The organism is Mycobacterium sp. MS1601, from assembly GCF_001984215.1.
Taxonomy (GTDB): domain Bacteria; phylum Actinomycetota; class Actinomycetes; order Mycobacteriales; family Mycobacteriaceae; genus Mycobacterium.
The window spans coordinates 1,344,588-1,368,015 of the sequence record NZ_CP019420.1; the positions used below are offsets into that span (position 1 = coordinate 1,344,588).

A 23,428-nucleotide genomic window follows, 5' to 3' on the forward strand; every position below is an offset into this window, starting at 1 on the left:
ATGGCAGGACACCGGTTCCTGTTCATCGCCGAAAAAGCGCGCCGCAACTACAACGACGATCTCGCACCGACGAAGACACCCAAGCCTCCTGGAACTCGGTGGCCGCGGAGATCGCACTGGCCTCCGGCATCTCGCACGGCCGAGGATCCGGGGACATGGACGTGGGGATGGCGTTGGCCACCAAAGTCCCCCGCGTTGCAGACCTGCTGGTGGCGGGAACGATGAACGTCACCCTCGTCTACCCCGACGGCACCCGCGAGCCAGCCCGCAGCGAACAACAATCACCCGCCGTCGCCGAGCCTCCCGAGGACACCCCGGCCGCGGCGGCCCACACCGATGACCCACCTGCCAAACCGGTTTCACCTATACCGTCAGCCTTCCGCCGTCCCCCGGCGGGCATCCTGATCGGCATCGGCTCCATCCCCGCACCGCTGATCGCGGCACTCATCACCCGCGGCGCCATAGTCCGCAACGTCACACCCCCGGGCGTCGACCCCGAACCCCGCTACAGCCCGTCAACGGCCCTCGAGGAGTGGTGCAAGGCGCGGGACCTGACGTGCCGATGGGGCACGTGCGACCGGCCGGCGCATTTCGCAGATTGGGATCACACGACGCCGTGGCCGGCCGGCAAAACCCATGCCTCCGGCGGCAAGATGTTCTGCCGTCTCCACCATTTCGGTAAGACGTTCTGGCCGGGCTGGTCCGACGAACAACTGCCCGACGGCACCATCATCTTCACCACGCCCACCGGCCAGACCTACCGGTCAAAGCCGGGCTCCCGCCTGTTCTTTCCGACGATCAGCACCACCAGCGCGCACATCGACACCCCACCGCCGAAGCCGAATCCACCGGACAAGATCGGCAAAATCCCCAACCACCGAAGACGCAACCACGCCCGAGAACGCGCCTACCGCATCAAGGCAGAGCGCGCACTCAACAACGCCCTCGTCACCGAATGGACTGAACCACCGCCATTTTAGGCAAGCGTGGCCCGGTTGCCGTTCTCAGTGGACCGTATGGCGACACGCGCACCCAACGGGTCTCCGTCGCTCATCAACGCCACCAGCTCGTCGTCCTCGGTGGTGGCCATGAACCGCGATCCGTCGGATTCCAGCCGGCCGACGATGATCCCGGTACGCACGGGCCAGTCGTAACGCACGGAGTAGGTCTCGATGGTGCCAACGCCGTCGACGACCTTGGTCACGGGCACGGTGGCCAGCGCGGCAACCTCCTGATTCAGGGCGGCACTGCGACTGGTTCTCCAGTCGACGGGCAGGGTGGAGTAGATGCCAACGGAGTACTTGCTCATGATGCCGCCGTTGGCGCCGATGAAGCCGTACTGGCCTGGCTTGTCCCGCATCTCGGCCACCGTCTCGGCAATGCCGTGCAGTGAGTAGCTGTTTCCCGGACCACCGAAGTAGGGCAGCCCGCCGGTGAGTGTCAGGCCACGCGGATCGTCTCCGGATATTCCTAGCGCCTCACAGGCCACGAACACCGGGAACGGGAAACAGCTGTACAGGTCGAAGGTGGAGATGTCGTCGACGCCGATGCCCGCCACCCGCAGGCCCTCCTGCACCGCCAGCACGGCGGCAGGGCTGGCCCCGAGATCGGGCCGCGACAGCAACGCCTGTTCCACCAGGTCGGCGTGTCCATGTAGGTACACCCACTTCTCCTCGGGCACACCCAGCCTGCGGGCCGCACCCACCGACATCAGTACCGTGGCGGCGCCCTGGTTGACAGTGTCACGGGCAACCAGCAGCCGCGGGTACGGGTCGCAGATCATCCGATTCTCGGGCGTCACCGTCTCGACCTCGGAAACGGAACGCTCCACCGGTGACGACGAGAACGGGTTCTTGGCAGCAACTTTCGACATCGGCGCAAACAGTTCGGCCATCTGGTGCCGGTAGTCGGCGACACCGAGGCCCAGCCGCGCGCGGCGGGCATTGTCCAGCAGCCCGTACTGCACCGGCGCCCCGGTCAGTCCGTGCGTCACGGTGTATTCGTCGATGTAGCTGTAGATCTGATGCCCGCGGTCCTCGAGTTGGCCGCCGATGTGCTCGGTGAAGTCGGGCTTGTCGTCACGCCCGGCGAAATACCGTGCGGTGGATCCCGGTTCGGAGCCCATCACCATGGCGACCTCGATCTCGCCGGCGGCGATGGCCGCGGCGAACTCGGTGACCACCTTCTGCGATCCCTGGCCACCCACGGGCTCGAGAACCACGCGGGCCGGGTCCGCGCCGAGCCGGCGCATCACCGAGCGCGGGTAGTTGTCGGACTTGCCCAGTAGGGCAGGCATGGGCCCGGATATCTCGAACTGCCGAAGCCCCACCACCACGTCCACCGTCCGCGCGACGTCGCCGACGGACGCCCCGGTATCGGCCAGGGCGGCTCGCGCCGCCTCGGTCGCCAGGTCCACCGCGGACATTCCCCGGTATCCGGGGTCGTCGATGCGCTCGGTGAACTGGCCGACGCCGACGATGACGGGGGTGCGCTGATCAAGCGGCATGCGGTCCTCCTGGAGTAACTACTTTGCGAGGCTAATAGAACGTGTTCTCGTTTGGCCAACCGAACCGCTCCTTGGCGTACACCCAACCTGATGTACATCAATATTGACGTACATCAGATTCGGCGTACGGTTGGGACGTGTCCTGGCAGGTACGACCCATGTCCCTGGTGGTGGGCGGCATCGTCAAACCCGATGACGTCGTCGGGCGTTATCGCGATGCAGCAGCCGTGTTGGCGGCGCTGCCCCACAGTGGCGCAGTCCTGGTCGGCGATCGTCGTCACGGCAAGACGTCCCTGGCCCGCATGGTGGCGCACCAGGTGCGCGCCACCGGCGCACTGGTGGGCGCTGCCAGCGCCGAACGCGGCACGTATGCGGACTTCGTGTCGGCACTGGCGGCCGAACTGGCCCGGTTCGAGCCGTCCTGGAGCCAGGAACTGGCCAAACTCCGCGTCTCGCTCAATGCGGGCCCGGTGACCATCGAACGGGAAGCCCGCGCCGCCACCGCCCTGGACGAGTTGCTCCGCCAGGCCGTGGACCGCGCCGACGGACGTCAGGTCGTCTTGTTCATCGACGAGGTGACCGTCCTGGCCCGCCGGCTGGAACGGGCACACAGCGGCGCCGGTGACGACTTCCTGCGCACACTGCGCCGATTCCGCCAGGAGTACGGCGGAGGAGTTGCCACGGTGTTGTCCGGGTCGATCGGCTTCCATCACGTATCCGTCGACGCACCCAGCACCGTCAACGACATCCGGAAGATCACCGTCGGCCCCATCCGCGCCGATCACGCCGCATTCCTCGCCGAATGCCTGCTGCTGGGAATCGGCGTCTACCCGCCGGAGGCGCACCGGGTGGCGCCGGCTGTCGCCGAAGCCGCCGAAGGCGTTCCCTACTACATCCAGCACCTGGTACTCGCCCTACAAGACCACTACCTGCGTGACGGCCGCCTACCACCTGCCGACCAGATCCCCGATCTGGTGACCACCGCCGTCGAAAACCTCAACGATCCCTGGGATCTCCGGCACTACCGGGACCGGCTACCCAACTACTACGGATCGGTCGCCGACGTCATCGCAGGCGTGCTCGACATCTATGCCCACGCCGGCGCCCCGTTGACCGTCGACGACACCCTGATGTTGCTGCGTGGCGAAGGCAGTCCGGTCCGCGACCGACATCAGTTGGTCAGCCTGATCGAACGCCTGGAACTCGACCACTATCTGGTGCGCGTCGGTGACTCCGACCGGTTCGCCTCCCCGCTGATCCAACGCGCCTGGCGAGCGATGCGGCGATGACGACGCCGGTGTTCACCCCCTCGGCATTGCCCCCGGCAGAACTCGACGCCCTGACGGTCGGGCGCGCGGCTCTGTTCACCAAGCTGGTGCGCCGCATCGTCGGCGCTGCCCGTGACGGCTCCCGGCCGCACACACTTCTGGTGGCCCCCAGAGGCATGGGCAAGACGCACACGCTGCATGTCGCGGTGAACCGCGCACTTGCCGACCCCGCAACCGCCAAAAATGTTCTGCCGGTGTTCATTCCCGAAGACGCCCTGGCAATCGGCTCTTATCTCGACATCCTGGTGGAGATCGCCAGGGTCGTCGGCATCGCGCAGTCCGCGCGGTCCATGCGCCGCGACAAAGACGCCGTCGGCATCGAGCAGGCCATCCTGGCCGCCGCGGCCGACCGTATGGTGCTGCTGGTGATCGAGAACCTGGACCGGGTTTTCGACAGCCTGGGCTCCGACGGCCAGGGAAACCTGCGGGCCTGGGTCGAAACATCAACGGCAATAACACTTTTGGCCAGCAGTCCGGCCCTGTTCCCAGGAGTGTCGTCGCGGTCGCACCCCTGGTACGGGTCGTTCATGGTGGAGACGCTGCCCGACCTCGAGCTGCCGGATGTGATGGCCATCATCGCTGGAACCGCGCGCAGGCGCGGCGCTGACGATCTCGTTGCCTTCGTCGAATCACCCGAGGGAACAAGATCTTTGGCTGACATCTACGCGCTCGTGGGCGGTGCACCACGCCCTTGGCATCAGCTCGCACAGGTCGCCGGCGTCGCCACGCTCGAGGCCGTCACACCGGCGGTGGCAGCGCTACTGGACAGCCTGGTTCCCAACTACCAGCGGCAGCTTGCAGAGCTCTCGCCCGGAGAGCTACGCCTGGTCGCAGAGCTGGCCCGCGCGGACCAACCCCGCACCGTCAGCGACCTGGCCGCCGCCGTCGGGGTGTCGAATCAGTCGGCCGCAACGGCACTGGGCAGACTCTCCGCCTCACGATGGGTGACGTCGGCCAAAAAGAGCGAAGACCGTCGCGCCACCTGGTACAGCCTCACCGATCCGCTTTTGCGGCAGGTGCTGCGGTTCCGCGATCGCTGATCGTCGCTTGACGCATTTGTCACTTAGTGACACAGTGTGGGTGTCACTAAGTGACAGAGCCGTCTGCACGGGCCCCGATTCCGAAAGGACACCGTGTCCACATCCACACGCATTTCCGTCGAAGAGTTCTTCAACCCGCCCGAGCGCGCCGGCGCCACCATCTCGCCGGACGGTACGCAGATCGCGTACCTGGCGCCGTGGCGAAACCGCCTCAACATCTGGATTCAGGATGTCGACGGGACCACCGAACCGCGGTGCGTCACCGCGGACGGCACCCGCAGCGTCTACCTCTTCAGCTGGACCCACGACTCCCGTCACCTGCTCTACATGCAGGACACCGGCGGCGACGAGAACTTCCACGTCTACCGCGTCGACCTCGATGACCCGGACGCGGCCGCCGTCGACCTGACGCCGTTCCCGAACACCCGCTGCTCCTACGAGCTGCTGCGGGCCCGGCCCGGCAAAGCCGTGGTGCAGCACAACGCCCGCAACCCCGAGCTGGTGGACGCCTTCGAACTCGACATCGCCAGCGGCGAACTGACATTGCTCGCCGAAAATCCGGGCAATGTCATCGGTTGGATTGCCGGTCCCGGCGGGCACCTGTTCACCAACACGCTGACCGCGGACGGCGACGTCGAGATCTCCCAGTGGGATCCGGCCACCACGTCCGTACGGCCCATCAAGGTGTACGACGGGCGTGATTACCCACTGGGTATCCATCCGATCGTGCCCACGCCCGACGGCACCGGGATCTGGCTGGGTTCCTACGACGGCAGCGACCGCATGCGCCCCGTGCGCCTCGATGTGGCCGCCGGGACCGAGACCGAGGTGGACAGTCATCCCACCTTCGATCTGGCCGCACAGATCATGCTGCCCTCGCCGTTCATCGTCAGCGAGCAGACCGGTGACCTCATCGGCGTCCGCTACTACGGTGAGCGCCAGGTGATCCACCCCCTGGACCCCGACTTCGCAGCCGTGCTGGACAAGCTCTCCGCACTGTCCGACGGCGATCTGTCCAAGATCTCGACCGATGACACCGGGCAGCGATGGGTGGTCAGTTTCAACCACGACCGCGAACCCGGCGTCACCTACTTCTACGACAACACCACAGGGCAGAGCCGGTTGTTGTTCCGGCCGTACCCGAACCTGGATCCGGACTCGCTGGCGCCCATGACTCCCGTCACCGTCACTGCGCGCGACGGACTGGATCTGCACGGCTACCTGACCCTGCCCATCGGGCAGGAGCCCGCCAACCTGCCCATGGTGCTGCTGGTGCACGGCGGGCCGTGGGCCCGCGACTGCTGGAGCTACCAACCCGAGGTGCAGCTGCTGGCCAACCGCGGATACGCGGTGCTGCAGGTCAACTTCCGTGGCTCTACCGGCTATGGAAAGGCCTTCACCCAAGCCGCGATCGGCGAGTTCGCCGGCAAGATGCACGACGACCTGATCGACTCGGTGGACTGGGCCGTCAAGCAGGGCTACGCCGACCGGGACCGGGTGGCCATCTTCGGCGGTTCGTACGGCGGGTACGCGACGCTGGTCGGCGTCACGTTCACCCCGGACGTCTTTGCCGCCGCCATCGACTACGTCGGGATCTCCAGCCTGCCCAACTTCATGCGCACCCTGCCCAATGTGGGCCGACGGTTCCTGGCCACCAACTGGCACCTCTACGTCGGTGACCCGGAGGATCCGGCGCAGGAGGCCGACATGCTGGCCCGCTCGCCCATCACCAAAGTGGATCGGATCCGCACCCCGTTGCTGGTGGTCCAGGGCGCCAACGACTCTCGGGTGGTGCAGGCCGAATCCGACAACATGGTCGCGGCGCTACGGGCCCGTGGTGTCGAGGTCGAGTACATGGTCAAAGAGGACGAGGGGCACGGGTTCGTCAACCCGGACAACAGCATCGACATGTATCACGCGGTCGAGCGGTTCCTCGCTCAGCATCTGTAGACAACAACAAAGCCCCCCGTCTCGCGACGGGGGGCTTTGTTGTTGTCGAATCTCAGAGCTTGTTGAACAGCTCGCGTGCCTTGGCAGCGGTCTCCGACGGCGTTTTGCCGACGGCCACACCGGCAGCCTCGAGCGCCTCCTGCTTGCCTGCGGCGGTGCCCGCACCGTCGGAGACGATGGCACCGGCGTGGCCCATGGTCTTGCCCTCGGGAGCGGTGAAGCCCGCCACGTAGCCGACGACCGGCTTGGTGACGTTGGCCTTGATGTAGGCGGCGGCCTTTTCCTCGGCGTCGCCGCCGATCTCACCGATCATCACGATCAGCTTGGTCTCGGGATCCTTCTCGAACGCCTCGATGGCGTCGATGTGGGTGGTGCCGATGACCGGGTCGCCGCCGATGCCGATGGCGGTGGAGAAGCCGAGATCACGCAGCTCGTACATCATCTGGTAGGTCAGCGTGCCGGACTTCGACACCAGGCCGATCGGCCCCTTGCCGGTGATGTTGTTCGGCGTGATGCCCACCAGCGATTCACCCGGGGTGATGATGCCGGGGCAGTTGGGGCCGATGATCCGGGTCTTGTTGCCCTTCTCGACGTTGTAGGCCCACGCATAGGCGCTGTCCTGCACCGGGATTCCCTCGGTGATGACCACCAGCAGCGGGATCTCGGCGTCGATGGCCTCGATGATGGCGTCCTTGGAGAACGCCGGCGGAACGAAGGCGATCGACACGTCGGCGCCGGTCTCTTTCATGGCCTCGGCGACCGAACCGAACACCGGCAGCTCGATGTCGTTGCCATCCTTGTCCTTGTGGGACACGGTGGTTCCGGCCTTGCGCGCATTCACGCCGCCCACAATCTGGGTGCCGGCCTTGAGCATCAGCGCGGTGTGCTTGGTGCCCTCGCCGCCGGTGATGCCCTGGACGATGACCTTGCTGTCCTTGTTCAGGAAGATAGACATGTTTTGTTGGCTCCCTTACTTGTTGGCCAGCTCGGCGGCTTTGTCGGCCCCGGCGTCCATGGTCTCGGCCTGTACGACCAGCGGATGGTTGGCCTCGGCGAGGATGCGCCGGCCTTCTTCGACGTTGTTGCCGTCGAGACGGACCACCAGCGGCTTGTTGGCCTCGTCACCGAGGATCTGCAGCGCCTTGACAATGCCGTTGGCCACCGCGTCACACGAGGTGATGCCGCCGAACACGTTGACGAACACGCTCTTGACCTGGCTGTCGCCCAGGATCACGTCCAAGCCGGCCGCCATGACCTCGGCCGAGGCGCCGCCGCCGATGTCGAGGAAGTTGGCGGGCTTCACACCGCCGTGCTTCTCGCCGGCGTAGGCAACAACGTCCAGCGTCGACATGACCAGACCGGCGCCGTTACCGATGATGCCGACCTCGCCGTCGAGCTTGACGTAGTTGAGGTCGTTCTCCTTGGCCTTGAGCTCCAGAGGATCGGTGGCGTCCTTGTCCTCGAACTCCTTGTGGCCGGGCTGACGGAAGTCGGCGTTGGCGTCCAGGGTGACCTTGCCGTCCAGCGCCAGGATCTGGTCATCGGGGGTACGTACCAGTGGGTTGACCTCCACCAGGGTGGCGTCCTCGCCGATGAACACCTCCCACAGCTTCTGGATGGTGACGGCCGCGGCGTCCAGCACCTCGGCGGGCAGGTGGCCCTTCTCGGCGATCTCGCGGGCGAAGGCCAGATCGACACCCTTGACGGCATCAACGGGCACCTTGGCCAGGCGGTCGGGCTTGGTGGCGGCCACCTCTTCGATCTCCATGCCACCCTCGACCGAGCACATGGCCAGGTAGGTGCGGTTGGAGCGGTCCAGCAGGAAGGAGATGTAGTACTCCTCGGCGATGTCGCTGGCTTCGGCGACCAAGAGCTTCTTGACGATGTGGCCCTTGATGTCCAGGCCCAGAATGTTCTGCGCGTGCGTGAAGGCGTCGTCGGGGGTGGCCGCGTACTTCACGCCGCCGGCCTTGCCGCGCCCGCCGACCTTCACCTGCGCCTTGACCATGACAGGCTTGCCGATCTCCTCGGCGATGGCTTTGGCGTCCTCGGCGGAGTCGGTCACCCGGCCCGGAGTGGTGGGAACGTTGTGCTTGGCGAACAGCTCTTTCGCCTGATACTCGAAAAGATCCATTGGGCTCACTGTCTATCTGCCGGAGTGGCGGGCTTTGTCGGTTCTCTAGGACGGCCGGTTTCTCGGGTTCGCGCCGGGGGGAACTTTATCGACACGAGTGGTCGCCGATACCACCGCCTCCTGTCTTGTGGCACATGTCACCGACCCCGGCAGAGTGATACAACTCACAATCCTCGGTCGGGACTTCGCTTGGGTTGCCACTTGTATTGGAATTTGGTTAACGTCTCTGAGTCCAGATAACGCTTTGGTCACGACTAGAGGGACGTTTCAGGTTGGCGCAACACCACTCGGCACCATCTCCCACCAGGGAAGAGCCGATCAGCGCCCGTGAAATCTCACGCTTGGAAGACGGTTACATTGGACTCCCAGTGGACACCGCAGAAATCACCGACGTCATCTCGCTCGAGGAGATCGAGTCCGAAGTGCTCAACGCACCCGAACTCGACGACCTCCACGACGTCGACGACATCGCCCCCGTAATCCTGCTTCGTCGCCGAGATCTCAGCGACGACGTGTTCGTCGACGACTCCGACGACGGGGATGAGGACGGCTACGACCCGGATCTCACCGAGGTCATCCCGCGTGCGGGCGCGCACCGCAAGCCCGCCGCCAGCGCCCTCAAGGGCCGGGTCATGATCGCCGCCATGGCCGCAGGTGCCGCTGCGGCCGCCGCACACTCCGCCATCAACCCCTCCGACACCGCCACCGCCGAAGCCGTGCTCGCCGCCGACCAGCAGTCGATGAACGGCGCGCTGAACACCGCTTCGCAAGGCATGCAGTTGGTCACCGTGGCGCCCAGCGCCATGACGCCCATGCACTCCGAGGAACTGGCCAAGGGAACCGCCTTTGCGCAGGAGCGCGCCGAGCGTGAAGCCCGATTGCAGCGCCCGCTGTTCGTCAAGCCCACCCAGGGCATCTTCACCTCCGGCTTCGGCTACCGCTGGGGCGCCCTGCACGGTGGTGTCGACATCGCCAACTCCATCGGTACCCCGATCTACGCCGTGTCCGACGGCGTGGTCGTCGACGTGGGCCCGACGGCCGGGTACGGCGCACTGGTCAAACTGCGTCACTCCGACGGCACCGTCACGCTCTACGGCCACATCAACAGCTGGAACGTCACGCTCGGCGAGCGGGTGTTCGCCGGCGACCAGATCGCCACCATCGGCAACCGCGGCAACTCCACCGGGCCTCATCTGCACCTCGAGGTCCTGCTCAACGGCACCGACCGGATCGACCCGGTGCCGTGGCTGGCCAAGCGCGGCATCAGCGTCGGCGCGTACGCCGGCTGACCCGGTGCCTGACCCGGACCCTGATCACACCCGCATCCTCCGGCGTGCGCCGCAGTCCCCACCGCAGGACGCCCGTACCGGCATCATCCGCCGCGCCCCGACGGGACCTGTTCCCACACAACATGATCCGCGCACCACACACATCCCTGAGGCGCCCACCGGCCTGATTCCGCCGGCTCCGGCGCCACTGGCTCCCCCGGCTTTGGCCACCCCCTCGCCGCGCGGGGCCATCGCCACCTCCGTCGTCGCGATGCTCAGCGGGTGGGCGGTGTCGGTGGTGGCCACGGACCTGATCACCGGGTGGTGGCAGACCGACCGGCTGTTCTGCCTCGGTGTCGGGTTCCTGGCGTTCGTGTTCGCCGCGTCGACGGTCGCGGGACTGATCACCGTGCTACTGCGCCGCGCGGTGGGCCGCTACCTGATCGCCACCGGAGCCGTGGTGGCCCTGCTGACGTTCGGGGCGGTGTTCGTCGCCGGCGCCAAGATCCCCTGGCCGGTGTACCTGATCCCGACACTGCCGGTGCTCAGCGTGGCATTGGCATTCCTGCCCGCTACACGCCGCTGGGCACGCTAGAAGGTCACCTCGGCGGTGGGGACGACGCCGGCCTCACGCCCCGGCGCCCGCTGGAACGACCAGTACAGGTTGGTATGGGCAATCACTTGATCCGGCGGCGGCGCACCGTACTGCGACAGGTCTTCGGTGGTGTGCGCGTCGCCCACCAGAGTCACGTCATACCCCCGCACGAAGGCGCCGTGAATAGTGGAACGCACGCAGGCGTCGGTCTGCGCTCCGGTGACCACCAGCCGCCCCACCTGTAGTGCGGCCAGCACGTCCTCCAGTGAGGTGCCCTCGAAGGAGTCGCCGAAGTTCTTCTCCACCAACGGTTCACCATCGACGGGCACCAACTCGGGGACTATACGCCAACCCTCGCTGCCGTGCACCAGATCGTCGTCGGCGTGTTGCACCCAGACCACCGGAAACTGTCCATCACGGGCCTGCTGTACCAGGTGCGCGATGTTCGCAACCACGGCGTCCCTCCGATGGGCGCGTGCCACGACGTCGTTCTGCACATCCACCACCAGAAGTGCACTGCCACCGCGGTTCTGCAGCACGATCTACAGCTTGCTGATCGGGGCGTGGTTGTGCATCAGTTTGACACGACCGGCGCTGCCGAAGTCGATCAGCGACATTGCCGACTCACCGACACCCGACACTTCTTCCACGCGGCCGAGGCCGTACTTGTCATGGGTGACGCGGTCCCCCGGGGTCAACGTGATGATCTCCCGGTTACGGGTCGCGGCCCGGCCCGGCGCCGGCCGCGGCGTGCCGTACCGTCCGGCATTGCCCACCGGCGCGCTGCGCGACGACGGGGTGACCTCCGTGCGACGCCAGTCGATCAGCTCTTGCGGAATCTCACGCAGGAAGCGCGATTCCGGGTTCAACATGGGCTGACCCCAGGACGAACGGACCTTGGCTCGGCTGAGGTACAGGCGTTGCCGGGCACGGGTGATACCCACGTAAGCCAGTCGGCGTTCCTCGGACAGTTCCTGCGGATCACCCAGGGCGCGCATGTGCGGGAACATGCCGTCCTCCCAGCCGGTCACGAACACCACCGGGAACTCCAGCCCCTTGGCGGTGTGCAGGGTCATCATGGTGACCACACCGGCGCCGTGCTCGGGGATCTGATCGGTGTCGGCCACCAGCGACACCCGCTCCAGGAATTCGGCCAGCAGACCGGTGTCCGGGACGTCTTCGTCGAGGGGTTCGTCCTCGTCGCGCAGGGCCAGAGCATTGGCCCGGTCTGTGCTGAATTCGTGTGCGACGCTGACCAATTCGTTGAGGTTGTCCAGCCGCGCCTGGTCCTGCGGATCGGTGGAGGCTTCCAGTTCACGCCGGTAGCCGGTGCGGTCCAGCACGTCCTCCACCAGGTCGCCCAGCTCTTCGTCGAGCTTGGCCCGCATCTGGTCGAGCATCTGTATGAACCCGGCAATGGCTTTCTCCGAGCGGCTGTTGAGCATCGGGACCTTGCCCTGTGCCGCGGCCAGCAGCGCGTCGTTGAAGCTGCCGCCGGTGTTCTCGGCGTACACCGCGACACAAGCCTCGGCCCGGTCGCCGATGCCGCGGCGTGGGGTGTTCAAGATGCGCCGCATGCTCACCGTGTCGCCGGGGTTGTCGAGCACCCGCAGGTAGGCCACGATGTCGCGGATCTCCTTGCGCTCGTAGAAGCGCACTCCCCCGACGACCTTGTAGGGAATGCCGGCGCGGATGAAGACCTCTTCGAGCGCACGTGAGGAGTTGTTGGTGCGGTAGAACACCGCCACGTCGTTGTAGGAGATGTCGCCCTTGTCGGCCAGGCTGTCGATCTCCTGTGCGACGAACCGGGCCTCGTCGTGCTCGTTGTCGGCGACGTAGCCGACGATCAGCTCACCCTCCCCCGAGTCGGTCCACAGCCGCTTCTCACGGCGCCCGGCGTTGCGGGCAATCACGGAGTTGGCGGCATTCAGGATGGTCTGGGTGGAGCGGTAGTTCTGCTCCAGCAGGATCGTGGTGGCGTTCGGGTAGTCGCGCTCGAAGTCCTCGATGTTGCGGATGGTGGCGCCACGGAACGCGTAGATGGACTGATCCGCGTCACCCACCACACACAACTCGCCGGGGGCCACGCCGTCGTCGGGCGGCAGATCGTGGCCCACCAGTTCACGCACCAGCATGTACTGGGCGTGGTTGGTGTCCTGGTACTCGTCGACCAGGATGTGCCGGAACCGGCGGCGGTAGTACTGGGCTATCTGCGGGAAGGCCTGCAGCACCGCCACGGTCTCACCGATCAGGTCGTCGAAGTCCAGGGCGTTGGCCGCCCGCAGCCGTCGCTGGTACTCGCCGTACACCGAGGCCACGGTGCGGGCCAGGTCATCGGAGGCGTCGGTGAGGTCCGAGACTGCTCGATCGGGTTCGATCAGCTCGTTTTTCAGGTTGGAGATGGCGGTGGCCAGCAGTCGCGGGGTGTACCGCTTGGTGTCCAGCCCCATGTCCTTGCCGATCATCAGCAGCAGGCGGCGGGAGTCGTCGGAGTCGTAGATGGAGAAGTTGGAGTTCAGGCCCGGCAGCAGCGAGGCCTGGTTGCGCAGGATCCGCACACACGACGAGTGGAAGGTGGAAATCCACATGTTCCTGGCCCGGGGACCGACGATGTCGACCACCCGCTCCCGCATCTCGGCGGCGGCCTTGTTGGTGAACGTGATGGCCAGCACCTGACCGACGCCGACGTCGCGTGCGGCCAGCAGGTAGGCGATCCGGCGGGTCAGCACGGCCGTCTTGCCCGAACCTGCGCCGGCGACGATCAGCAGCGGTGTGCCCTCGTGCAGCACGGCCTGGCGCTGCTGGGGATTGAGGCCGTCCAACAGCTGATCGGTTTCGGTAGTGACACTCATGTTGGGATCGAACTTACCGCTGGACACAGACACTTTGCGCGGACGCGGCCATTGGTGGCACACTCGGTTGGTGCTCAACACGAAGCGTCGATTTCTTTACGGGTACCGGATTCCGGTGCCCGGCGCTTAGTGACTTCCCTGAGCCCCGCGGTCCGAATCCGGATCCGGGGCTCTTCTGTTGTGTGAGGCCCGAAACCGGATGAGACCCGAACCATCACAAGTGCCGCCCACCAACAGCGAGAATTCGGAGCAGGACATGAGTATCGAAGCCGAACCGCAGGCCTCCGCCGAGGACATCGACGTCCTGCGCCTCGAGATCGACCGGTTGGACGCCGAGATCCTGGCCGCCATCGCCCGTCGCACCGAGGTTTCCAAGATCATCGGCAAGGCCCGGATGGCCTCCGGCGGCACCCGTCTGGTGCACAGCCGCGAGATGAAGGTGATCGAGCGCTACAGCAGCCTCGGACCCGAGGGCAAAGACCTGGCCATGCTGCTACTGCGCATGGGCCGCGGCCGTCTCGGCTACTGAAGCCAGCTCCTCGGCGCCCAGACGTAAACCTCTGCGCCGGTGCGCGGCGTGTCGTCGCGACTGGTTACGTGTCACGGGCCCGTTCAGCGCAGCAACTGCGGAATCAACACCCGAGTGTCAGGTACAAACGGCCAGCCCGGGTCGCCCAGATGCCGGCGTAGTTCGGCGTCGGTCCACCACCAGCCGTCGACGATCTCCGACGGCTGATGCCGGAGCGGGCCGTCGTAGCGGATGCCATACGCGAACAGGTGAACGCGCATCGGGCGGCCGGCCCACTGTCCGTCCCATGCCGCGGACGCCAGGAACTCCGGCGCCGTCCCCGAGACACCGAGTTCCTCGGAGAGCTCACGCGTCGCCGTGTCCAGCGGCGTCTCCCCAGGATCGATGACCCCGCCGGCCAGACAGTCGTGCATCCCCGCGAAGACAGCCTTGGTATCGGTGCGGCGGTGCACGTAGATTCGCCGGCCGTCGCCCGAGCGCACCAGCACCCCGGCGCTGCCGTGCCACAGCCCGTCGGCATACACCTGCGACCGTGGGGCCGCGCCGATCACGGTCCCGTCGGCGTCGTAGACGGCGACGGTTTCTTCGGTGCTGCCTCTTCCAGAGCGTCGATCAACCACGGCGCCAACCATTCCACGGCCTCGGGTGTGGGGTGCAGGCCGTCGCCGCGCAGCCGTATCCCGTCGATCCGGTTCTGGTAGTAGCCGCCGGGGCCCATCTTTTTGTTCAGGTCCAGCACCGAGACGTTCGGCCGGTCCTTGGCGACCTCACGCACCAGGGCATTCCATTCGTCGGTGCGGGCCGGCCGGTCCTCCGGGTACAGGCTGCCGTCGGAGCGTTCGGCGCGACGGCTGTAGGGCGCGGTGGTGACCACAACTCTTGCTCCGGTGGCACTCACGACGTCGAGTGCGCGATTCAATTCGCCGCGGAGGTAGTCGTCGTAGTCGTCCTCGCCGACGTGCGCCCACTCCCCGTCGTGCATGCGGTCGACGATCTCCCACCGGCCGATCATCAGCAGCACGGTGTCGGGCCGGGAATGCTCGATGCGCTGGGCCCACCGGCTCGGCCAGGTGTCACACTCGGGCTTCTGCGTCAGCTCCTGGCCCGTCATCCGGTAGGGCCCGCCGCGCGCGATACCGCAGCCGATGGTCGTGTAGTCGGCCAGATGCAGTTCAGGTGTGGGCGGGAAGTACCGCATCAGCGTCCAGGCCACCGAATCGCCGAACACCGCGACGGTGTGGGTAGCGGGGTCGTTGGTGCCGGGCCCCACCAGCACCGGCACTTCGGGCATCACCATGGCGGCCGAGGAGATGTCCAGCGGCTCCTCAACCGCGGGCGTGACGTCCACCTTGACGAACGTCACGGTCGCCACCGCGGCCGTCGCAGCGATGGCGGTTCCCAGCCGCAGCATGGGCACCGATGAGGGCCGCCACTTCTGCACCGGCTGTTCGATGGCCCACCAGGACAGCGCTGCCAGGGCCAGCGTCACCACGCATCGCAGGCCGAACAGGGGCCAACCCGTCCAGCCGGTGCGCTCGCCGTTGAGCAACAGGAACACCGGCCAGTGCCACAGGTACACGCCGTAGGAGATGGCGCCCAGCCACACCAGTGGCGGCAGCGCCAAAACCCGGGCGAGGGGGCCGCGTTGGTCCAGCGCCACCGGCACCACCACCAGCAGGGCTCCGGCAGCCACCACGATCAGCAGGCCGGACCGGAAGTCGTCGACGGAACCGGTGGCGCGGTGCGCGACGAGCGCCAGGACGGCGACGCCCACTACCGACATCAGCCGTGCCGCCCACCGCACCCAGCGGTTCCGCAGCACCGCCCCGCCTGCCGTCACCGCCGACCAGTCACGCACCAGCAGGGCCGCGGCCGCCGCGCCGATCAGCAGGGCCTGCACCCGGGTGTCGGTGCCGAAGTAGACCCGGTTCAGGTTCTCCTCGGACACCCACCGGATCGCCAGTGTCGCCGAGGCTGCCGCACCGGCCAGCGCGAGCCCGAAGACCGTCCACCGGACCACGTTCAGCCCCGGCGCCGTCTTGCGCACCGACAGCAGCACCAGTGCCACCGCCACGATCAGCAGCGGCCACACCAGATAGAACTGCTCTTCGACGCCCAGGGACCACATGTGCTGCAGCGGTGACGGTGGGCTGCCCTCGGAGAAGTAGTCGGTGCCCTGAGCCACGAACGCCCAGTTGGCCGCCCACAGGAAGGCGGCCACGGCGTCGTCGCGCAGGCCGGTGATGGCGTCGGGCGGGAACAGCGAGCGGACAGCCAGTACCGCGGCCACCACGACCAGCAGGGCCGGTAGCAGACGCTTGAAACGGCGAATCCAGAAGTCGCGCAAGCTGACCCGGCCCGTCCGGCCCAGCTCGTCGAGCAGCAGCGAGGTAATCAGGAAGCCGCTGAGCACGAAGAACACGTCCACACCCAGGAATCCGCCCGGCACTCCGGGCAGCCCGCCGTGTTCGGCGAGCACCAGCAGTACCGCGATGGCCCGGATGCCGTCCAGGGCTGCGATGTTGCGCCCTTGGCGCCGACTCTTCGGGGTGGGCTCAGCAACCCATCGACGACGCCCGCCGACGCGGACGGGCCCCGCAGTCACGTCCAGACCTCCCATGTGGTTGCCGGGGAGTCTAGAAGCGTCGCGGGGCCCGATCCGTTAGGCGCTCCGAGCCGTCGATCAGAGAGTCAGCGCGATGTACTTCGTGTCGAGGTACTCCTCGATGCCCTCGGTACCGCCTTCACGTCCGAAGCCGGATTCCTTGATGCCGCCGAACGGCGCAGCGGCATCGGAGATGACACCGCGGTTGACGCCCACCATCCCGGACTCGATGTTCTCGGCCACCCGCAGCGCCCGGTCCAATGATGTGGTGTAGACGTAAGCGGCCAACCCGTATTCGGTGTTGTTGGCGGCGGCCACCCCCTCGTCCTCGGTGTCGAAACCGGTGATCGGGGCGACGGGTCCGAACACCTCCTCTTTGAGGATGCGGGCGTCGGCCGGGACGTCGGTGAGCACCGTGGCCGGGTAGAAGTGGCCGGGGCCGCCGGGCGCCTGCCCACCCACCGCCACCGAGGCTCCACGGTCGATGGCGTCGGTGACCAGTTCGGTGACCTTGGACAGCTGCTTGGTGCTGATCAGCGGGCCCAGTTTGGACGACTCGTCGAGGCCGTTGCCCAGGGTGAACTCGCTCATCCGCTTCACCAGTTTCTCGGTGAACTCCTCGCGGACGGCGTTGGCGACGTGGAAGCGGTTGGCTGCCGTGCAGGCCTCGCCGCCGTTGCGCATCTTGGCCAGGATGGCGCCGTCCACCGCGGCGTCCACGTCGGCGTCATCGAACACGATGAAGGGGGCGTTGCCGCCGAGTTCCATCGAGGTGCGCAGCAGCTTGTCGGCGGACTGCTTGACCAGGGCCTTGCCCACGCCGGTGGAGCCGGTGAAGGTCAGCTTGCGCAGCCGTCCGTCGTCGATGAGCGCGGTGGTGACCCCGCCCGGATCACTGGTCGGCAGCACCGACAGCACGCCCTTGGGCAGGCCCGCGTCGTCCATCAACTTGGCCAGCAGCAGCATGGTCAGCGGCGTCTCCTGCGCGGGCTTGACGACCATGGTGCAGCCGGCGGCGAATGCGGGCCCCATCTTGCGGGTTCCCATGGCCAGCGGGAAGTTCCACGGCGTGATCGCATAACAGGGGCCGACGGGCTGTTGGGTCACCAGGATGCGGCCGGTGCCGGCCGGGCTGTGCTGGTAGCGGCCGCCGATGCGGACGGCTTCCTCGGCGAACCAGCGGAAGAACTCGGCACCGTAGGTCACTTCACCCTTGCTCTCGGCGAACACCTTGCCCATCTCCAGCGTCATCAGGGCGGCGATGTCGTCGGCGTGCGCGGTGATGGTCTCGAACACCGAGCGCAGGATCTCACCGCGTTTGCGGGCCGGGGTGGCGGCCCATTCCGGCTGGGCTGCCGCGGCGGCGTCGAGTGCGGCTATGGCGTCGGCGGGGGTGGCGTCACCGACGGCGGTCAACACCGCGTCATCGGCGGGGTTGTGCACGTCAAAGGTCGACGATCCCGCGCGTTCCTCACCACCGATCCAAAGGCCGGTGGGGACTGACTTCAGAAGGGCGGTGATGTCCATACACCAATCATCTACCCCTGCATCGCATCGAGCGCATTAGGGTTTGGGAATGACCGACATCGTGGATATCTCAGAGACTCCTGCCTGGAATGCACTAGCACGGCACTTCGACGAGATCGGTACCAAACACCTCACCCAGATCTTCGCCGACGACCCGACACGCGGTGGCGAACTCACCCTCACCGTCGGTGATCTCTACATCGACTACAGCAAGCACCGCGTCACCCGCGAGACCCTGAAGCTGCTGGCCGACCTGGCCGAAGCCGCCGGCTTCGAGGCCCGCCGGGCCGCCATGTTCGCCGGTGAACACATCAACACCTCCGAGGATCGCGCCGTCCTGCACACCGCCCTGCGACTGCCGCGTGACGCGGCACTGACGGTCGACGGCCAGGACGTGGTGGCCGACGTGCATTCCGTTCTGGACTCCATGGGCGCGTTCACCGACCGGTTGCGCAGCGGCGAGTGGACGGGTGCCACGGGTGAGCGCATCAAGACCGTGGTGAACATCGGCATCGGCGGTTCGGACCTGGGCCCGGTGATGGTGTACCAGGCGCTGCGGCACTACGCCGACGCCGGTATCTCGGCGCGCTTCGTGTCGAACGTCGACCCTGCCGATCTGGTTGCCACGCTGGCCGATCTGGATCCGGCGTCCACGCTGTTCATCGTCGCGTCCAAGACGTTCTCGACGTTGGAGACCCTGACCAACGCCACTGCGGCACGACGTTGGCTCACCGACGCCCTGGGTGACGCCGCGGTGAGCAAGCACTTCGTGGCGGTGTCCACGAACAAGAAGCTGGTCGACGAGTTCGGCATCGACACCGCCAACATGTTCGGCTTCTGGGACTGGGTGGGGGGACGCTACAGCGTCGACAGCGCCATCGGCCTGAGCGTCATGGCGGTGATCGGCAAGGAGGCGTTCGCCGATTTTCTGTCGGGTTTCCACCTGGTGGACGAGCATTTCCGCACGGCCCCAATCGAATCCAATGCACCGGCGCTGCTCGGCCTGATCGGGCTGTGGTACTCCAACTTCTTCGGCGCGCAGTCTCGCGCGGTGCTGCCGTACTCCAACGACCTGGCTCGTTTCGCCGCCTACCTGCAGCAGCTGACCATGGAATCGAACGGAAAGTCGGTGCGCGCCGACGGTACTGCGGTGACCACCGATACCGGTGAGATCTTCTGGGGCGAGCCGGGAACCAACGGCCAGCATGCCTTCTACCAGTTGCTGCACCAGGGCACCCGGCTGGTGCCGTCGGATTTCATCGGCTTCTCACAGCCGACGGACGACCTGCCCACCGCCGACGGCACGGGGAGCATGCATGACCTGTTGATGAGCAACTTCTTTGCCCAGACTCAGGTGCTGGCGTTCGGCAAGACCGCGGAAGCCATTGCCGCAGAGGGCACCCCGGCTGATGTGGTGCCGCACAAGGTGATGCCGGGCAACCGCCCGTCGACGTCCATCCTCGCCACCAAGCTCACGCCGTCGGTGGTCGGACAGCTGATCGCACTCTACGAGCACCAGGTGTTCACCGAAGGCGTGATCTGGGGTATCGACTCGTTCGACCAGTGGGGCGTGGAGCTGGGCAAGACGCAGGCAAAAGCCTTGTTACCCATCATCACTGCCGATTCGCCGCCCGCCGAGCAGTCGGACAGTTCCACCGATGCACTGGTGCGCCGCTACCGCGTCGAGCGGGGCCGGGCGGGCTGAGTAACCCCAGGAAAGCGCAATGCGGCGCGTGACCGTCATGGTCACGCGCCGCACTGCTGTGTCGGTCAGCCCGTCGGATCAGGGGGCCGGGATGGTGGCACAGCCGACGTTCGGGATACATCCCGTTGCTCCGCCGGGGCCAGCAGTTCCGCTGGGGCCGAAGGGGATTGAGCCGCTGGCTCCGTCGGGACCCGCCGTTCCGCCCGGTCCACCGGGGATCACTCCGCTGGCTCCGCCGGGACCGGCTTCACCTGCCGGCCCGAACGGAATGCTGCCGGCTGCGCCGCCGGGACCGGCCTGCCCGTCGGGGCCGTAGGGGATGTCGACGTTCGCGCCACCGGGGCCTGCGGTGCCGATATCGGCACACGGAGTGCCGTCGGCGTTCACACACGGCGGGGGTGCCGGCTCGGCCATTGCGGCGGGAGCGAAGGCGAACGCCGCGGCTGCGGCACCTGCGAACAATGCGGGAGTCATTTTCGAGAGTTTCACCATCATGTGAGTTGGGCTACCACGGTCCTGCGATCCTTAAACCAGCTTGGTATCCGTCCGGCACGGTGACGCCGATCACCTCCTGTTAACAGCAGGTTAAGCAGCCTTCCAGCGATTGACGCGCGCTTGCCCCTGGTCGAACATAGTCGTGCAACCGCTTGCGCAAAGCATTGCACGAGCGATTTCCGACGGGAGGAACAACGTGCCGGCCAGGCAGATCGACATCACCGCGCTGGACCCCGCGCTGGCATACAAAGTGCTGGTGGGAGCGGTGCAGCCGCGACCGATCGCGTGGGTGTCCACGGCCGCCCCCGACGGCACCGCCAATCTGGCCCCCTTCAGTTTTTTCACCGTCGCATCCCGGGAACCGGCCACTGTGCTGGTGTCCATCGGCCCCAAGGCAGACGGCGGGGTGAAGGACACCCTGGCCAACGTGCGCGCCACCGGTGACTTCGTGGTGAACATCGCGTCCTTCGACCATCACCTCGCGGTGAGTACGTCAGCAGCCACGGTGGCCCCCGAGATCGACGAGTTCGAACTGGCCGAACTGACCCGGGTGGACTCCGACGTGGTGCGGGCGCCGCGGGTGGCCGAAGCACGCCTGAGCATCGAGTGCCGCCTGTTCGAGGAGCATCAAATCGGCACGGACACAGTCGTTTACGGGACCGTATTACGAGTTCACGCCGCTGAGGGCGTACTCGATGACACATTGCGGGTGGACAACGACGTACTCAATCCGTTGGGCCGTCTCGCCGGTCCGTGGTTCGCCGGCCCCCTGACCGCCATCCCCGAAGGCTGGCAGGCCGAGTCGACGGTGACCCGTGGCTGAACACCTGCGTGTCGGCGTCGTACAACTGGAGGCGGTGCCGGGCCGCGCTGATCTGAACCTGGCTGCAGCCGAGCGTCAGGTCACTCAGTTGGCCGGCCAGGGAGCCGGCGTGGTGGTCCTGCCGGAGTTGTTCGCCACCGGCTACGACCTCGACATGGACCTCGACGGCGCCAGCCACGACGCCGACGAGCACACCGAGACGGTGACGGGTTGGGCGCGCGAGCACGACCTGGTGATCGCCACCGCGCTGCTGACCCGCTCGACTGCGGGAGAGTTGATCGACCTGGCCGTCGTCATCGGCGCCGAAGGCGTGCTGGCCTCGGCGTCCAAGCGGTTCCTCTGGGGCGGCGAGCGCCGCAAATTCGGCCGCCGCGTGGAACCCGGCGCACTGGTCAAAACACCTTTCGGCACAATCGGTGTCGCCATCTGTTATGAAGCGGGATTCCCCGAGGTGGTGCGCGATCTGGCGCTGCGCGGGGCGGACATCATCGCCATTCCTGCCGCTTTCGGCCGCCAGCGGCTCTACGCCTGGGAACTGCTCACCCGCTCACGCGCACTGGAGAACGGCTGCTTCGTAGCAGCCGCCGGCCTCACCGGCACCAATCCCCGCGGAGTGTCGTTCGCCGGGCACAGCCGCATCATCTCGCCCACCGGAGACATTCTCGCCGGTATGGCCATGTCCCCCGGCTCCGCCGTGGCCGCCGTGGACCTCGCTGACATCGATCGCTCCCGGGCCGAAATCCCCTACCTGTCAGACCTCATCGCCGATCGCGTGGAGGCCGCCGCTGAAGACGAAGGAGAACAAACATGGCTGACGTCGACGTCGTGATCTGCGGAGCGGGTATCGGTGGCCTGGCCGCCGCTGCCGCGCTGCGCGCACAGGGAATCGCGACCACCGTGCTGGAGCAGGCTCCGGCGCTCGGTGAGATCGGCGCAGGTCTGCAACTGGGCCCCAATGCCACCCGCGTGCTGATGCACCTGGGCCTCGAAGAGGCCATGGACCGCATCTCCCTCGAGGTTCAGGAGACCGTCAACCGACGTTGGTCCGACGGCTCGATCATTGCCAAGACCACGCTGGGAGCAAGTGCCACAGCACATTACGGATCGCCCTACCTCCAGGTGCACCGTGCCGACCTGCACGGCGCGCTACTGCAGGCCGCCGTGGGCGAGGAGTTCTCCGGCCCACCCGCCAAGATCCTGACCAACAGCACCGCCGTCGGCGTCGACGAGAGCGACCCGCTGCGGCCGCGCGTGCTGCTCGCCGACGGCACCGCCGTCGACGGCAACGTGGTGATCGGCGCCGACGGCGTGCGCTCCACCATCCGCGAGTACATCGGGGCACCCAACGATGTACTCGACAGCGGCGACATGGCGTTCCGCACGCTGATCGACGGTGACGCGGTGCGCAAGGACCCCACCACCCGCTTCATCGTCGACTGGCAGGCCGGCAATGTCTGGTTCGGGCCCGGCGGTCACCTGGTGGTCTACCCGGTGCGTAGGCAGAAACTGATCAACATCGTGGGTATCTTCCCGGTCAGCGACGAGGTGTCCCGCGACTGGAGCAGGCCCGCCACCCATGAGGAGCTGCTCGCCGCCTACACGGGCTGGGATGAACGCGTCATCGCACTGCTCAGCAAGGCCACCGGCCCGATCGTGCTGTGGGCGCTGAAGTGCCAGGAACCGTTCTCGCAGTGGAACCGTGGCAACATCGCCCTGCTGGGTGACGCCGCCCATTCGATGGTTCCCTATGTGTCCCAGGGAGCTTCGCAGTCCATCGAGGACGCCGCAGTACTCGCCGAGGAACTGGCCGCCGTCGATGCCGCCGGCGTCTCCACCGCGCTGGAGGGCTACGTCCAGCGCCGGGCCGAACGCGCCCGTGCCGTTCAGATCGCCGCGATGGACAACCGCGGAGTGTTCCACCTCCCCGACGGGGACGCACAGCGCGAGCGTGACGCAAGGATGCGCGCGGTCGCCAAGAACGTCGACAGCAAGCTCGACTGGATCTACCAGGGCACGCCGCTGGGCGGGCTCGCCGCTTCCGCCCGCTGAAACCTCCACCTTCTGAAAGGCA

20 protein-coding genes are annotated in these 23,428 nt (G+C 66.8%); 11 read left to right on the forward strand and 9 right to left on the reverse strand.

Translation table 11 applies throughout. The features are described from left to right. Positions 1-98 precede the first annotated feature (98 nt). Positions 99-980: a hypothetical protein gene (locus BVC93_RS06545; RefSeq protein ID WP_083736454.1), complete on the forward strand. Its 882-nt coding sequence runs from the start codon at positions 99-101 to the stop codon at positions 978-980. Here BVC93_RS06545 and BVC93_RS06550 read toward each other — a convergent pair. Beyond that, positions 977-2,506: an acetyl-CoA acetyltransferase gene (locus BVC93_RS06550; RefSeq protein WP_083736455.1), complete on the reverse strand. Its 1,530-nt coding sequence runs from the start codon at positions 2,504-2,506 to the stop codon at positions 977-979. The two genes, BVC93_RS06545 and BVC93_RS06550, sit on opposite strands and share 4 nt — an antisense overlap. A gap of 137 nt (positions 2,507-2,643) precedes the next feature. Between BVC93_RS06550 and BVC93_RS06555 the strand changes: the two genes are divergently transcribed. From BVC93_RS06555 to BVC93_RS06565, 3 genes are all read left to right on the forward strand, one after another. Continuing rightward, a complete protein-coding gene (locus tag BVC93_RS06555) occupies positions 2,644-3,795 on the forward strand; it encodes an AAA family ATPase (RefSeq protein ID WP_335583121.1) in 1,152 nt (383 codons plus the stop codon). Further along, a complete protein-coding gene (locus BVC93_RS06560; protein WP_083736456.1) occupies positions 3,792-4,874 on the forward strand; it encodes a MarR family transcriptional regulator in 1,083 nt (360 codons plus the stop codon). The genes BVC93_RS06555 and BVC93_RS06560 overlap by 4 nt, the downstream gene beginning before the upstream one ends. Positions 4,875-4,967: 93 nt before the next feature. Further along, positions 4,968-6,824 (forward strand): S9 family peptidase, encoded by a 1,857-nt coding sequence (locus BVC93_RS06565; RefSeq protein WP_083736457.1) that lies wholly within the window; start codon positions 4,968-4,970, stop codon positions 6,822-6,824. Between the two features lie 52 nt (positions 6,825-6,876). On the opposite strand, the gene sucD is transcribed toward BVC93_RS06565, so the two are convergent. Next, positions 6,877-7,779 (reverse strand): succinate--CoA ligase subunit alpha, encoded by a 903-nt coding sequence (gene sucD, locus BVC93_RS06570; RefSeq protein WP_083736458.1) that lies wholly within the window; start codon positions 7,777-7,779, stop codon positions 6,877-6,879. 15 nt (positions 7,780-7,794) lie between these two features. After that, positions 7,795-8,958, reverse strand: coding sequence for an ADP-forming succinate--CoA ligase subunit beta (gene sucC, locus BVC93_RS06575; RefSeq protein ID WP_083736459.1), 1,164 nt, complete (start codon positions 8,956-8,958; stop codon positions 7,795-7,797). Between the two features lie 272 nt (positions 8,959-9,230). On the opposite strand from sucC, the gene BVC93_RS06580 reads away from it, so the two are divergent. Next, positions 9,231-10,247 (forward strand): M23 family metallopeptidase, encoded by a 1,017-nt coding sequence (locus tag BVC93_RS06580; protein ID WP_083736460.1) that lies wholly within the window; start codon positions 9,231-9,233, stop codon positions 10,245-10,247. A 4-nt stretch (positions 10,248-10,251) separates the two neighbouring features. Next, positions 10,252-10,821 carry a hypothetical protein gene (locus tag BVC93_RS06585; RefSeq protein WP_192860215.1) on the forward strand — a complete coding sequence of 190 codons (570 nt, stop codon included), beginning with the start codon at positions 10,252-10,254 and terminating at the stop codon, positions 10,819-10,821. Here the strand turns inward: BVC93_RS06585 and BVC93_RS06590 are convergent. Then, positions 10,818-11,360: a cysteine hydrolase family protein gene (locus BVC93_RS06590; protein ID WP_236950273.1), complete on the reverse strand. Its 543-nt coding sequence runs from the start codon at positions 11,358-11,360 to the stop codon at positions 10,818-10,820. The two genes, BVC93_RS06585 and BVC93_RS06590, sit on opposite strands and share 4 nt — an antisense overlap. 3 nt (positions 11,361-11,363) lie before the next feature. Beyond that, positions 11,364-13,673 (reverse strand): DNA helicase PcrA, encoded by a 2,310-nt coding sequence (gene pcrA / locus BVC93_RS06595; protein ID WP_083740860.1) that lies wholly within the window; start codon positions 13,671-13,673, stop codon positions 11,364-11,366. 199 nt (positions 13,674-13,872) lie between these two features. Between pcrA and BVC93_RS06600 the strand changes: the two genes are divergently transcribed. Beyond that, positions 13,873-14,202, forward strand: coding sequence for a chorismate mutase (locus BVC93_RS06600; RefSeq protein ID WP_083736462.1), 330 nt, complete (start codon positions 13,873-13,875; stop codon positions 14,200-14,202). 83 nt (positions 14,203-14,285) lie between these two features. On the opposite strand, the gene BVC93_RS06605 is transcribed toward BVC93_RS06600, so the two are convergent. From BVC93_RS06605 to BVC93_RS06615, 3 genes are all read right to left on the reverse strand, one after another. After that, the gene (locus BVC93_RS06605; RefSeq protein WP_236950274.1) at positions 14,286-14,822 is read right to left on the reverse strand and encodes an NUDIX hydrolase; all 537 of its coding nucleotides are present in this window, start codon (positions 14,820-14,822) and stop codon (positions 14,286-14,288) included. Beyond that, the gene (locus tag BVC93_RS06610; protein WP_157516801.1) at positions 14,750-16,822 is read right to left on the reverse strand and encodes an acyltransferase family protein; all 2,073 of its coding nucleotides are present in this window, start codon (positions 16,820-16,822) and stop codon (positions 14,750-14,752) included. Before BVC93_RS06610 ends, BVC93_RS06605 begins: the two co-directional genes overlap by 73 nt. 63 nt (positions 16,823-16,885) lie before the next feature. Then, positions 16,886-18,334, reverse strand: a complete 1,449-nt coding sequence (locus BVC93_RS06615; protein ID WP_083736464.1) for an NAD-dependent succinate-semialdehyde dehydrogenase — start codon at positions 18,332-18,334, stop codon at positions 16,886-16,888. A gap of 49 nt (positions 18,335-18,383) precedes the next feature. Between BVC93_RS06615 and pgi the strand changes: the two genes are divergently transcribed. Beyond that, positions 18,384-20,039, forward strand: coding sequence for a glucose-6-phosphate isomerase (pgi, locus tag BVC93_RS06620; protein WP_083736465.1), 1,656 nt, complete (start codon positions 18,384-18,386; stop codon positions 20,037-20,039). A gap of 78 nt (positions 20,040-20,117) precedes the next feature. On the opposite strand, the gene BVC93_RS06625 is transcribed toward pgi, so the two are convergent. Next, on the reverse strand, positions 20,118-20,513 hold the full coding sequence (locus tag BVC93_RS06625) for a hypothetical protein (protein ID WP_083740862.1): 396 nt from the start codon (positions 20,511-20,513) through the stop codon (positions 20,118-20,120). Between the two features lie 217 nt (positions 20,514-20,730). Here BVC93_RS06625 and BVC93_RS06630 point away from each other — a divergent pair, with 217 nt between their 5' ends. Genes BVC93_RS06630 through BVC93_RS06640 form a run of 3 tightly spaced genes read left to right on the forward strand, consistent with a single transcriptional unit; the run spans position 20,731 to position 23,406 of the window. Next, positions 20,731-21,357, forward strand: a complete 627-nt coding sequence (locus BVC93_RS06630) for a flavin reductase family protein (protein ID WP_197687531.1) — start codon at positions 20,731-20,733, stop codon at positions 21,355-21,357. Further along, complete coding sequence (locus tag BVC93_RS06635) at positions 21,350-22,186, forward strand: carbon-nitrogen hydrolase family protein (protein WP_083736466.1); 837 nt, start codon at positions 21,350-21,352, stop codon at positions 22,184-22,186. The genes BVC93_RS06630 and BVC93_RS06635 overlap by 8 nt, the downstream gene beginning before the upstream one ends. After that, entirely contained in the window at positions 22,165-23,406 is a 1,242-nt protein-coding gene (locus tag BVC93_RS06640) for an FAD-dependent monooxygenase (protein WP_083736467.1), read from the forward strand. Before BVC93_RS06635 ends, BVC93_RS06640 begins: the two co-directional genes overlap by 22 nt. The last annotated feature ends 22 nt before the right edge of the window (positions 23,407-23,428 follow it).

Bases quoted from the DNA above. Each gene is read 5' to 3' on its own strand.
- BVC93_RS06615 (WP_083736464.1), bottom strand. From the start codon at position 18,334: ATGGACATCACCGCCCTTCTGAAGTCAGTCCCCACCGGCCTTTGGATC.
- sucC (WP_083736459.1), bottom strand. From the start codon at position 8,958: ATGGATCTTTTCGAGTATCAGGCGAAAGAGCTGTTCGCCAAGCACAAC.
- BVC93_RS06610 (WP_157516801.1), bottom strand. From the start codon at position 16,822: ATGGGAGGTCTGGACGTGACTGCGGGGCCCGTCCGCGTCGGCGGGCGT.
- pgi (WP_083736465.1), top strand. From the start codon at position 18,384: ATGACCGACATCGTGGATATCTCAGAGACTCCTGCCTGGAATGCACTA.
- BVC93_RS06640 (WP_083736467.1), top strand. From the start codon at position 22,165: ATGGCTGACGTCGACGTCGTGATCTGCGGAGCGGGTATCGGTGGCCTG.
- BVC93_RS06560 (WP_083736456.1), top strand. From the start codon at position 3,792: ATGACGACGCCGGTGTTCACCCCCTCGGCATTGCCCCCGGCAGAACTC.
- pcrA (WP_083740860.1), bottom strand. From the start codon at position 13,673: ATGAGTGTCACTACCGAAACCGATCAGCTGTTGGACGGCCTCAATCCC.
- sucD (WP_083736458.1), bottom strand. From the start codon at position 7,779: ATGTCTATCTTCCTGAACAAGGACAGCAAGGTCATCGTCCAGGGCATC.
- BVC93_RS06550 (WP_083736455.1), bottom strand. From the start codon at position 2,506: ATGCCGCTTGATCAGCGCACCCCCGTCATCGTCGGCGTCGGCCAGTTC.
- BVC93_RS06625 (WP_083740862.1), bottom strand. From the start codon at position 20,513: ATGACTCCCGCATTGTTCGCAGGTGCCGCAGCCGCGGCGTTCGCCTTC.
- BVC93_RS06600 (WP_083736462.1), top strand. From the start codon at position 13,873: ATGAGACCCGAACCATCACAAGTGCCGCCCACCAACAGCGAGAATTCG.